Annotated in this window: 10 protein-coding genes; 4 read left to right on the top strand and 6 right to left on the bottom strand. The window is 38.0% G+C overall.

Annotated elements, in window-relative coordinates; translation table 11 throughout:
• Positions 1–48 precede the first annotated feature (48 nt).
• Complete coding sequence (locus K2F45_RS17570) at positions 49–330, bottom strand: GNAT family N-acetyltransferase (RefSeq protein ID WP_070565582.1); 282 nt, start codon at positions 328–330, stop codon at positions 49–51.
• Positions 331–700: 370 nt separating this feature from the next.
• Between K2F45_RS17570 and K2F45_RS17565 the strand changes: the two genes are divergently transcribed.
• The gene (locus tag K2F45_RS17565; RefSeq protein WP_075993311.1) at positions 701–1,126 is read left to right on the top strand and encodes a cold-shock protein; all 426 of its coding nucleotides are present in this window, start codon (positions 701–703) and stop codon (positions 1,124–1,126) included.
• Positions 1,127–1,952: 826 nt separating this feature from the next.
• On the opposite strand, the gene K2F45_RS17560 is transcribed toward K2F45_RS17565, so the two are convergent.
• A complete protein-coding gene (locus K2F45_RS17560; RefSeq protein ID WP_075993309.1) occupies positions 1,953–2,138 on the bottom strand; it encodes a hypothetical protein in 186 nt (61 codons plus the stop codon).
• 61 nt (positions 2,139–2,199) lie between these two features.
• Between K2F45_RS17560 and K2F45_RS17555 the strand changes: the two genes are divergently transcribed.
• Entirely contained in the window at positions 2,200–2,781 is a 582-nt protein-coding gene (locus K2F45_RS17555; RefSeq protein ID WP_075993308.1) for a TetR/AcrR family transcriptional regulator, read from the top strand.
• Positions 2,782–2,815: 34 nt separating this feature from the next.
• On the opposite strand, the gene K2F45_RS17550 is transcribed toward K2F45_RS17555, so the two are convergent.
• The gene (locus K2F45_RS17550; RefSeq protein ID WP_075993307.1) at positions 2,816–3,661 is read right to left on the bottom strand and encodes a metallophosphoesterase; all 846 of its coding nucleotides are present in this window, start codon (positions 3,659–3,661) and stop codon (positions 2,816–2,818) included.
• A 9-nt stretch (positions 3,662–3,670) separates the two neighbouring features.
• On the bottom strand, positions 3,671–4,171 hold the full coding sequence (locus K2F45_RS17545) for a GNAT family N-acetyltransferase (protein WP_248931947.1): 501 nt from the start codon (positions 4,169–4,171) through the stop codon (positions 3,671–3,673).
• 115 nt (positions 4,172–4,286) lie between these two features.
• Between K2F45_RS17545 and K2F45_RS17540 the strand changes: the two genes are divergently transcribed.
• A complete protein-coding gene (locus tag K2F45_RS17540; protein WP_075993305.1) occupies positions 4,287–4,766 on the top strand; it encodes an SRPBCC family protein in 480 nt (159 codons plus the stop codon).
• Positions 4,767–4,926: 160 nt separating this feature from the next.
• Here the strand turns inward: K2F45_RS17540 and K2F45_RS17535 are convergent, their stop codons facing one another.
• Both K2F45_RS17535 and K2F45_RS17530 read right to left on the bottom strand, forming a co-directional pair.
• Entirely contained in the window at positions 4,927–5,547 is a 621-nt protein-coding gene (locus tag K2F45_RS17535; protein WP_248931946.1) for a hypothetical protein, read from the bottom strand.
• Between the two features lie 1,662 nt (positions 5,548–7,209).
• Complete coding sequence (locus K2F45_RS17530; protein WP_075993303.1) at positions 7,210–8,049, bottom strand: DUF4846 domain-containing protein; 840 nt, start codon at positions 8,047–8,049, stop codon at positions 7,210–7,212.
• A 165-nt stretch (positions 8,050–8,214) separates the two neighbouring features.
• On the opposite strand from K2F45_RS17530, the gene K2F45_RS17525 reads away from it, so the two are divergent.
• Positions 8,215–11,637, top strand: a complete 3,423-nt coding sequence (locus K2F45_RS17525; RefSeq protein WP_248931945.1) for a trifunctional glycoside hydrolase family 18/polysaccharide deacetylase/glycosyltransferase family 2 protein — start codon at positions 8,215–8,217, stop codon at positions 11,635–11,637.
• Positions 11,638–11,706 lie beyond the last annotated feature (69 nt).

Below are 11,706 nucleotides of genomic sequence, written 5' to 3'. Positions count from 1 at the left end.
CCCAATACAGTATAAAAAGCCGTTTTATCGACAGGATAAAACGGCTTTTTATGCCAATACATCTTGAAAAGCTATTGTTTTATCGAAGATAGCTTTCGCATAGGGACAATTTGGGATAATTTTGGCGTCATTCTTTCGGGCATAGTCAACAGCCTCCAATACCAATTTTTTTCCCACACTCATTCCCTGATACTCATCGTAGACTTCCGTATGATCAATGGAAAACTCATGATCGTTTTGCCAGGTGTACTCTAAAATTCCGGCTTCATTATTTTCAACTTCTGCAATAAAATTGCCTCTTTCGTCCCTTTCGATGTTTCTTATTTCCATAGTTTTTTTTAAAAATAACGTCCAAATGATCTTTTTGTTTTATGGAATTTTTCAATTTTGTGATCGAAATAAATCTTGTTTAAAAAGATCGAAAGATCGATGGCTTCAGGTAGCTGACTGTTATCAGGGGCCATTGTACGCGACTAAGTTTAGACAAAAAATTATGAACTTGATATTCGTGTTTAAAGTCGAAGAAACGAATCGGTTCCAGGTTGAGATCACTTTGTACAGGATCGCTCACTATCCCTTTTTTAAAGAATTTTTTGTACCTTTGCAATTATCTCCTTAGAACACATCGCATTTTTATCTTTTCAACGAAGCTCTAAAGGTCCGTAACCTCCTCGGGAACATTTATTTTAATCCATATTGAATGAGCAAAAGCCAAATTACATTTAACAAAAAAGAACGAGAAAAAAAGAAACTACTCAAAAAACAACAAAAAATTGAGAAAAAAGAATTCAACAAAACAAACAACGACAAGGGGAAATCTTTGGAAGAATTGTTTGCTTATGTTGATGAACATGGGAATATTTCAGACAGACCTGCGATAAAATTGAAAGAAGGGGAGAGTCCAAGCATGGCCTCAAATCATCATGACGAGTATTCCTTCGGAAAAGTTGTCCATTACAATAACGACTCCAACTATGGGTTTATTAGAGACAACGAAACTCAGCAATCGATTTATTTCAATGACCGTCTTGCTGGACAGAAATTGAACCTGAATCAGAAAGTGAAGTTTAAATTTAAAAGTGCTAAACAAGGTGCTCAAGTCACTGAAGTCTTGATCGAGTATTAGCTAAAAAAGTACTCTTAATCGAGTATTGATGATTATAAGGCCTTTTGTTTGATGTCAGGGTATTTGGAGTCAAACAAAGGTTTTTTACATTTATCTGAATGCCTGCTTCCCGTTAATGGTATTCTTTAAAAGAGAGGCTTCCCGCAGTTTTAGCTTTTAAATCGCGTTCATTAATCGCTCGCTTCAGAGCGAAAAGAGTTTTTCCCTACCGATATAATTTCACGATTACCTTTATAAAAAAAGTTCAATTTTTAGAATTCCCTTTATTTCGAATATGTCGCTGATCTAATTTTGATGTGATCTGTATACTTTTTACGTGATCTGTATGCTTTTTATATGGTCCTTCTGGGGTTACCCTTGTAGTTTTGTGATATTTTGCCTTAAATGCTGTTGATTCTAAGTTGTCTTCTAAGAATTTATAGGGTAAATTTCTGGTTATTGTTCCTCTCTTGTATAAGTTGATGATTTTTTTTGATATAGAAGGATTGATGGAACCAGAAATAAAATAACCCTCCAGCAAAGTAAGCTACGACGTCAGCAATATCTCCAGTATTATAAATGGTATATTGAGGCATGATCCATTCAAAAAGTAAGGAGGTAAAGAATGAAATTATCCAGATTTGGTAAAGCGGATAACCATGGGCTCTGCCATTGTTGAATACATAACTACCCACGATAGATGAACAATGGATAATGATCGGTACAAAAACGAAATCAGTCAGCCAGTCGTTCAGGAAGGGGATAGGGAAATGATTAGACCGAGTAAATCGAATAAAGAACCAACAAAACCAGTAGAAGATAAATAAGCCGTCAAACAGCTCCCTACTTAATGAGCGAAGGAGACGGCGATTAACATTGCTATAGCACCACATGCCATTAAAGTTAAAAACATAAAGAAAGCAGTCTGTTTACCGAATTTCTTCCAAGAACTGTCGTTTGGATGAGCTGGGATTAAAGTTTGTTTTAATTCGATGTATTGCCTTTTTAGCCAATTTCCCGTTGATTTTTCCATGTATATGATCTTATTTTTAGTTCATGACGTAAAATTAGAACAATTGTTCTAATTTTACGTCATGAATACGAAAGAAAAAATTATTGTGGGTGCGTTGAAGCTTTATAATCGTGATGGTATACGTACGGTAACAACGCGTCAAATTGCTCAGGAACTGAATATAAGTGCCGGTAATCTTCATTATCATTTTAAACATACCGAGGATATTATTTTTCAACTCTTCCAATTATTGCAAAATGAGTATGAAAAGGTGATTTTGAAGCCTGAAGATGATGCAAGCACATTTCGCCAGGTGCTGGATAGTTTTATTGATGGCTCTTATGCGTTGATATCGAAATACAGGTTTATTTTTGAGAATTTTGTTGAAATTTGCAACTGGATCCCCAGTATTGCAAAAGCTTACAGAAATTTGGTGGCACAGCGTGAAGAGCAACTCGTCTCTCTATTTTTGTATTACGCTGAGTTAGGCATGTTTCGTTCTGATATACCCTTGGTAAATTTACAGGGGTTCGTGCGCCAACTTTTTATCATTTCAGATTTTTGGAGCTCAAGCTATGCTGTTTTGGGTGCACACCAAAATGGAAATCCACTGGAAGATTATAGACAGACGATTCACACGGCCTTTTATCCATATCTTCTTTAAAGGAACGGGTCAAATTGGATCGATCCTTGGATTGTTATTCTTTCCTTAATGTGAAAATGGTAACCTCGGGTCGGGCGTTGAATCTGATGGGAATGCTGTGTCCCAGTCCGCGGTTGATATATAATGTTCTGTCTCCGCTTATTTTCTTGATTCCTTGATCGTAGTTTTTATTTTTTACGGGAATAATCGGGGAGCCCCAAAAAGGAATTCTTACTTGGCCAGCATGTGTGTGTCCTGCCAGGATCCAGCCATTGTATCTATTCCAGCCGTCGAGGTCTGCGGCATCCGGATTATGACATAATACTAAACTGGCTTGAGATTGATCGTAGTCTTTCATGGCCTTTACAAGGTCAAAGTTTGTTCCCCAAAAGTCATCTATACCAAATATTCTTAACCCCTGGGTTATTACGCTTTCATTTCTCAATACTTTTATCGAATATCCATGGAGTAGGCTAACGATTGAATCTGCTGCCGCACTGTCCTGAAAATTTTTTCCATAGTCATGATTGCCTAGAATTGCCAATGTTTGAAGTTTGCCTTTTGGGGCATCTTGCATGACTTCATTGAGTTGTTCTAAGGGGATTTTATTGTTAACAAGACGTACAAAATCGCCGGTGTATACCACGATATCGGGCTTTAATGCTCCGATTTCCCGAAAGGTTCTTTTTATAAAATCTTTATCCACATAGTTGCCGATATGGATGTCCGAGATCTGGATCAATGATTTTCCTTCCAATGCTTCTGGTAAATGTTTTACAGTTAGATTGATCTGCTCGTATTTTACCCAATGTGGCTCGATTTTCCAGCTGTAAAAACCGAGCAATGCACCCATTACGAATAAACATATTGCTATATGCTTTAATTTTCGCTTATTTTTCATAGCGCTAAATTAACTTTTCCAGTCAGATTTGCTAATCTTCATATTGAGGCTTTTCCAGGTTTCGTTGCCAATTGTTACTTCCGAAATCATATTTTCGTTAATTCGAAAACCTACGGCTTCATAACATCGGATTGCATTGTGATTCCAGTCATAAACGTTTAAATCGGCTGTTTCATAATTGCCTTCAATAAAAAGCCGTCTGAGTAGTGTGTTTACAGTGCTCTTGCCGTAACCTTTATTTCGTTCCCAATTTTTTGCGATCAGAATACGGCAAAGTCTTGGAATATCCCGTTCGAAGCTTAATTCGCAGTGGCCGATAATTTCTTTGGTTGCTGTATCGATTATTTTAAAGGCGTTTCGCTTTGGGTCTTGAATGTATTTTTCAAGTTGGTCGTCAGTAAGCGGAAACGAAAAATACGGTCCTGCAAACTGTAATAGTTCCTCTGCTGATCGAATCCATGACTTAAAAAGCGGGAAATCTGATTTTTCGAATTGAAGTAGTGTTACCATGATTATTGTCTAGTTGCCGTTCTGAAGGCAAATCAATTTAGAAAATTCTCGAGCCCGATCCTAAAGAAATTACTGAATTTTACGAAATTCGTGCGAAATATATTGAAAGAGCAATATGCCGCAGCTTATTTTAGATACAATTATAGAAGCTCCTTTATCGGTTGTTTTTGATTTGGCACGTAGTATTGATCTGCATATGTATTCGACAAAGAAAACTGGAGAGAAGGCAATTGATGGGGTGACGACGGGATTAATCGAGGCAGGTCAGCAGGTGCGCTGGCGCGCAAGGCATCTTGGTGTAAAGCAAACATTGACTGTGCAGATAACAGTGATGGAAAAACCTCATTTTTTCGAAGATCGTATGACTCAAGGAGTGTTTCATTCGATGGATCCCCAGCATATTTTCAAGGAACTAGAACATGGTAAAGTATTAATGCGCGATGTGTTCAATTTTAAGGCTCCGCTCGGGGTTCTGGGAAGGCTTGTGGAATGGCTATTTTTAACCCGATACATGCTGCGCTTTCTTGAAGAAAGAAATCAGGCGATCAAAGAAGTTGCTGAGTCGGGTAAATACCGGCTGTATCTTCCGGTCTAGTTTCCTTCGGAAATAAGCGATAGGTTGTAGGTGTCGACTTTCAATTTTCGCGAGAAACATTGGGGTAAATTTTTCAACTAGATCACATTTAGCAGTTCAATAAGCGATGATGTTGGGATGCTCCACTTTTTCGCTGAATTATCTGAAAGCTCGTATGTGTTTAATGGTTTCTAGCAACAACAACTATCGTTGGATTTGCTTTCCGAAGTTGCTCCTGTAAGAAATCAAAAGCTCCTTTCTGATTCATGGTGACCTGATAGATTTTGTTGAATTCATTATAGAAATAGATGCGATAGCTGTTGGGCCCCCGGTAGTTTCTGATGATTTTTGTTTCAATGCGATTAATTTGACTAATTGGGATCTGTTTGTCTCCAATGAATGGGAAAAATAAAATTTCATTTTCACAAAAAAGATATGGGGCGATAGCTGAAAAGATGCGGACCAGTCGTCTGCTATATTGTTGGTAGATGTCAAGATCATCATCGTTTAGTTGTTGCAGTGCATGGATGAATTTTTGGTTTTTAATGTAAGCTATCCAGCTCAATAGGCCGAACGCAAAGCCTAGATAAACGAAAAGAAAGGATAGGGTAGGGAGTGATTTTGAAAAAAACGACAGCCTGTCTTCACTGTCCGACCATTTCTGAAAAAAAGCCACCAGAAAAAATCCGTAACAAAAAACGAACATCGCGAGGAAGATGCCAATGGTCACATTGCGGGTTTTCCTGATTTTTATAAGTTCTGTTTTTAAAAATGATCTCAATACAGAGGGGTCGTTACGCATGGTTTGTTTGGAAAACTTAAATATAATAAAAGCGTTTGTTTTGTTCTGTGTGAATTTGATTTTATGGATTTGGGTAGTTTTAGTTGTAATGTTTTACTTAAGGTTATTCTGTTTATTTAGCTGTATTAAATTTTCTTATTGATTTGTTTTGTTGTTTTTTGACGCTGTTAAGTATACCGAATGGGGTATCTAACCCATCAAATTCGATTGCGGTCCCGATGCTGTAAATGTTGTTTTAAGCTCGTTTGTGCCTCTCTTTTTCCTGAGCAACCATGCGCTGCTCAACTCGGAGATGATGTCTTAAATTGATTAAAAGAGGGCTAGAATTAAGTCGGGCGATTAGGATGGTTAGTCTCGGTTGCCGCAGATCGAATCAGGTGGGAGTTGTGTGTCTATGTAGCGGACAAGTTTTTTACATCATCCTATAGTTTTGATGAAAGGTTGTTATTACTCGTTCTAAGCAATTTTATGTAAATTGTGAGTAAACGGGTGATTGTGTAGAGATATTGTCTTAGATCGAATTAAAATGATGTTAAATCCGGTGTTTACTTATATCTAATGAAGTGGTCTTTGCAAATGGACTTGCTTGGGGGGCGAAACGTTTCGCATGATGTTGGTAGAAGCGGTAGAGAAATATAGTAAAGTACATGTGCACGCTCTGCTGCATGGATGCTCTTTTGGGTAGGCGGCCATCGTTAATGGCGGGAACTGTGACCTCGAACTGTACAATGCACATGAAGAATTTAAAGATTGTGGTCTCCTGTATTTTTTTTCTATCCGACACTGGATGGAATGCCCGCTTTGGCGCTATCCATGAATAGCAGAAAGGGCATGGATAAAATTTTATCCATGCCCTTTCTGCTCTAAAAACCGATCTTTTTAAATCGTTTTAATGTGTTTTTTTTATTTATATAATCTATGTAATGTATTGCTATATAGATATTAATTTGTGTTTTTTTTGATTTTATTTTAAAAACTGTAAAATTGTGTGAAAATGGTGTTATAGTCAGAAAATGATCCATATTTTTTTGGTTTAACCCAAAGGAAAGACGTCATAAAAGGAGCGTTGTTACCTTGGTATAGGCTGACAAAAAGCCTATTTCTTTGTTTTATCGAGCGGATTAAATTAAAAGGGAGGGTTACTTTCAGGGAGTTATAGCCAGTTTGGTGGTGACCTTATTACAAGTTTAGAAATGGTCCTAGGATCATCTTATTTCGCGTAATTTCAATGATTTGAATAATTGAATGGCGGGACGCTTAAATGCGATACATTTTAATGTTTTATAATTTTTATATTGCTTTTAATCAGTTGTATTATGTGGATTATATGAATGTGTGGTTTTATACGAAAAAAGCGAATTTTACGTCTTCCGAATTATTTTCAGAATAGTACTCAATAGAAAAAATGAAGGAAGAAGCTGAAGAATTAGCCTGTTAATCCAAGGAATTACCTATGGTTTTATCAGGGTTGATATGGCTTTTTGTTAATAGGATTTTCCCTTTAATCAGGTCGTCGTTGAATTGGCCGACCGTTGTTTTTTGAAGCATTTCCGATAGGTTATTGCGTATGCTTTTGAACTCATGGTGAAAGGGTCAGGGGTACTTTTCGAAACAGAATTTAATCATCCGCTCAATTTTAATGAGCGGATTGTTCATTGCAGACTATGGCCAAGTTTTGAGGTTTTTAGGATAAAATGTCCATTCAGGGGTTTTTATAATATCCTGGTCTATATCGTACCAAGGACTAAGCGTGCTGTTGTTCCAATTGTTTAAAATCTGTATTTCTTGAGCTGGCATGTAGCTTTGTGCGAGGAGTACGATTGTTTTTCCAGTACTGTCCTTGGCTAGATCAACTACAATGATTGCGTGGCCAATGGGTGATCCTTTCTGGATAAAAGTATCTCCAATCTTAACTTCCTGAGTCGTTTTTACATTGGGTAGCTCATCGTGTAAAGAGGCTGTGTTGGCATAGGCAAACACATATTCCAGGTATTTCCAATAGGTTGGGTAGGAATAGTCTCCTTTTGCATAGTTTGTAAAAGCGCGGGGTTTGCTATCGGAAAGGAAGTTAAATTTGATATCCTTATACCGCTTTTGTTGGTATAAGTAATCTGCCCTGAGCCGCATTACAGCATCGGCGCATTGGTGTAAATCGCGCTTTCCAATGTTTAGTTTTACAACACTATTGTAGATGTTATTTCTAGGTTTAATTTTTCCGTTATAATAATGTACCTCCTGGTCGATGGGATATAATGGAAGATTTTCGAGAAAATTTCCAAATTCTTCGACCCGGTAGGTAGGCCTTTTAAAGCCTTCTGGTAACAAAATGCGCGATTTGATCGTCATCCCATCGGGGTTGATAAACTGATTTTCGTCAGGTGCTATTGACTCAGTAGTTGCCGGATTCAAAGTTTTGTTATTAGGTGCAGCAACATTTGGCTGCCCACATCCACTGAAAACCTGACACGAGAGGAGGGGAATGAGTATATATATCGATCTCATATAAAAGTTTCTGAGCTAGTGTATTGCGTTTCATCGAATATACTTAAATTTAGATAGAATTCGAAGTGTGAATCGTCTGAAAAAATTAAGAAATTTTTAAGCTATTCATCCACTTTTTGGATCATTTTCTGATGTAGCTTAGCCGAAGTTAATAAGAATAAGATTATGTCAGGAAAACAGATTTTTCAGACGTCAAGCAAAAAGCGCTGGTACGCTTTTTCATGGATGAGCAGAGCATTGGTGATCGGTTTGATCATTGGTGTTATCTGTGTGGTTTATACATTGGGAAAGATTCAGATTCCTCCTTTTCCAACAATTAATACCAACACAGCATTGACTGAAAAGTCCACCGCCAGATTAAAAAAATCCAAACAATTTAAGGAGTTTAACATTGTAAAATCCGAATTAGAGAAGATTAAACGTGACCGCGAGCTGAAGCATTTGAAACATATTGGTAGCAAAGATAGAATCAATATGGGGTTTTATGTCAGTTCTTGGTCTAATGAAGTCCGAGAGCAGTCTTTATCGGATCTACGCCGCAATATTGGTCATTTGGATATGGTTGCTATGGAATCCTTTTTTACTGTGCCTAATCAAGATACAGTAGTGGATAAAGCAGATACTGCTGCACTTAAGGTCATTCATCAATATAAGCGCAAAGCTATTGCACAGATTTCCAATTTCAGTGGTAATGATTTTGACGGGCAGACTGTAAAGGCTATTTTACTTAATCCGGATAAACAACAGCGTTTTATAGACGACATCCTTCTTAAAGTGAAGCGCAATGGCTTTGCCGGCATAAATATTGACTTTGAGAATTTACAGTTGGATGATCACAAGCCATTAAACGATTTTATGGCGCATATCTATACTGTATTTCATACGGAAGGCCTACTTGTCACGCAGGATATTTCACCTGAAAATGATGATTACGATCCCATTGCCTTACAAAAATACAACGACTATATTATTTTGATGGCTTATGATCAACATTCCATTGAAAGTAATGCCGGCGCAATTTCACATCAGGCATGGGTCGAAAAAAATCTCGATGAACTTTGCAATAAGATCGATGCAGACAAGGTGATTCTGGCTTTGGCCTGTTATGGATATGATTGGCCAAAAGGCAGTGTCGGCAAGACATTGACTTATGATAATGCGGTTATTTTGGCGCATAATTACAATGCTAAGATTACTTTTGATCCCGAATCTGCAAATCTCAACTTTAGCTATAAAGATGGGACAGGGATGCATCATGATGTTTATTTTACAGACGCTGCAACCTATTTTAATCTTATCCGCAAAGCAGATGACTGGGGGCTAGCTGGTATTGCACTTTGGCGTTTAGGAAGTGAAGACTCCCGTTTATGGTCGTTTATTTCAAGATCATTGGACCGAGAAAATCTGAAAAAAGAATCTTTTGACTTTAGAAAGATAAGCCAGATCAATGTCGGTGGGATTCAATATATTGGGGATGGGGAAATTTTGGACTTGGTCAATAGTCCTGCTCCGGGAGAGGTGAAATTCACTTACGACCCATCAACGCTTATGGTTCAGAATCAGGAGTATGTAAAAACGCCAAGTAATTATGTAATCAAACGCTTTGGAGAACGGGATAATACGGTAGTCCTGACCTTTGATGACGGTCCCGATCCTACGTATACACCACAAGTATTGGATATCTTAAAAAAGGAACATGTTCCCGGAGCTTTCTTTCTTGTTGGTGTTATGGCTGAGAAAAATATGGATCTGGTTCGGAGAGAATATCAAGAAGGCCATGAACTCGGTAACCATACCTTTTTTCATCCTGATATGTCTACAATAGGCCCAAATCGCGTTAAGTTTGAACTGAATGCCACCCGAAAGATCATCGAATGCATAACCGGTCATAGTACAATTCTTTTCAGGGCTCCTTTTAATGCTGATGCCGAGCCACAGACTGTTGCTGAAATTCTGCCTGTTGCTCAGAGCCGGAAAGAGAACTACATCAATATCGGCGAGTATATTGATCCCAACGACTGGTTACCTGGTCGTACTGCAGATGAAATCTATAATGAAGTCATAAAACAACGCGATAATGGAAACATTATTCTATTACATGATGCCGGAGGCAATCGAGAAGCGACTATAGCCGCCTTGCCGCGTATTATTCATTATTTTAAATCTCATGGTTATAAATTTGCGACGATTGGAGATTTAATGGGGAAAAAACGTGATGAACTGATGCCTCCTGTAGAAAATGCTTCCGATTCGGGATTTAGTGGATCGTCCAACCGCTTGTTCTTAGGAACATTGTTTTACGGTAACATCTTCCTTAACCTGGTTTTTTCCATTGCAATTGTATTGGCAATTTTTAGAACAGCAATGATTGCTTATCTGGCAATCCGACAAAAACAAAAAAGTAAAAAAGAGCGATCTCAATTGGTTGTGGAACCTCGTGAAAAGGTAAGTGTGATCATTCCTGCCTATAATGAGGAAATAACAGTTTTGGCAACGATAAAAAGCCTGTTGAATTTGGATTACCCCAATTATGAATTGATTTTTGTTGATGATGGATCAAAAGACAAGACTTTTGAGATTGTCAGTAAGGTGTATGGCGATCATCCTAAGATAAGGTTATTTACAAAACCAAATGGGGGGAAAGCGTCTGCGCTTAACTATGGTATCCAACAATCCGAAGCACAGTTTGTGCTTTGTATCGATGCCGATACACAACTGAAAACAGATGCGTTAAAACAGTTGATGAAATATTTCAATAAACCTCAGGTCGCCGCTGTTGCGGGTAGTGTTAAAGTGGGAAATGTGCATAATATATTAACACATTGGCAATCGATCGAATATATCACCTCACAGAATATGGATCGGAGAGCGTTCGATTTGCTCAATATGATATCGGTCGTACCAGGAGCAATTGGGGCCTTCCGTAGAGCTGTTATTTTGGAAGTGGGTGGATTTACTACGGATACCTTAGCGGAAGATTGTGATTTAACCATGCGCATATTAAGAGCGGGTTATACCGTGCGAAATTCATCTGAAGCAATCGCTTATACGGAAGCACCGGATACGGTCAAAATGCTCTTCAAGCAACGTTTCCGTTGGAGTTTTGGTGTGTTGCAGAGTTTTTGGAAAAATAAACAGACCCTGTTGAATCCCAAATATGGCTATTTTGGTATGGTCGGAATGCCTAATATTCTGATTTTTCAGATTATACTGCCTTTATTTGCTCCCTTGGCCGATATTTTTATGTTATTCGCTCTCGTGAGTGGTCTTTTCTCCTTAAGCGAGGTAAATGGTATCAGCTGGACAGGAATTGCAGGATTATTTTCACTGCATAACGGTTTTGGTCAAGTGATGTTTTATTACTTCCTTTTTGTACTCGTGGATATGTTCTTTGCAGGTATTGCCTTTAAAATGGAAGGCGAGAAGCTTAGCAATTTAATTTATTTGTTTCCACAGCGTTTTTTCTGGCGTCAACTGATGTACTTCGTTTTATTCAAGTCTGTCAGAAAAGCGATTAAAGGTGAATTGAATACCTGGGGTACTTTGAAACGGACAGGGGGAGTAAAGCAGGTAATAACAAGTGAATAAGAAGCTGGTAACAACAAGTGAATAAAAAGCAGGCACGTGCATGAGCTAAACGATAGCGATCCGATGTGG

This window comes from Sphingobacterium siyangense (genome assembly GCF_023277505.1).
GTDB classification, from domain to species: domain Bacteria; phylum Bacteroidota; class Bacteroidia; order Sphingobacteriales; family Sphingobacteriaceae; genus Sphingobacterium; species Sphingobacterium siyangense.
Note: the sequence above shows the minus strand (reverse complement) of the source record. Positions and strands in the feature narration are given on the sequence as shown.

Bases quoted from the DNA above. Each gene is read 5' to 3' on its own strand.
- K2F45_RS17525 (WP_248931945.1), top strand. From the start codon at position 8,215: ATGTCAGGAAAACAGATTTTTCAGACGTCAAGCAAAAAGCGCTGGTAC.
- K2F45_RS17545 (WP_248931947.1), bottom strand. From the start codon at position 4,171: ATGGTAACACTACTTCAATTCGAAAAATCAGATTTCCCGCTTTTTAAG.
- K2F45_RS17530 (WP_075993303.1), bottom strand. From the start codon at position 8,049: ATGAGATCGATATATATACTCATTCCCCTCCTCTCGTGTCAGGTTTTC.
- K2F45_RS17535 (WP_248931946.1), bottom strand. From the start codon at position 5,547: ATGCGTAACGACCCCTCTGTATTGAGATCATTTTTAAAAACAGAACTT.
- K2F45_RS17570 (WP_070565582.1), bottom strand. From the start codon at position 330: ATGGAAATAAGAAACATCGAAAGGGACGAAAGAGGCAATTTTATTGCA.
- K2F45_RS17550 (WP_075993307.1), bottom strand. From the start codon at position 3,661: ATGAAAAATAAGCGAAAATTAAAGCATATAGCAATATGTTTATTCGTA.
- K2F45_RS17555 (WP_075993308.1), top strand. From the start codon at position 2,200: ATGAATACGAAAGAAAAAATTATTGTGGGTGCGTTGAAGCTTTATAAT.
- K2F45_RS17565 (WP_075993311.1), top strand. From the start codon at position 701: ATGAGCAAAAGCCAAATTACATTTAACAAAAAAGAACGAGAAAAAAAG.
- K2F45_RS17540 (WP_075993305.1), top strand. From the start codon at position 4,287: ATGCCGCAGCTTATTTTAGATACAATTATAGAAGCTCCTTTATCGGTT.
- K2F45_RS17560 (WP_075993309.1), bottom strand. From the start codon at position 2,138: ATGGAAAAATCAACGGGAAATTGGCTAAAAAGGCAATACATCGAATTA.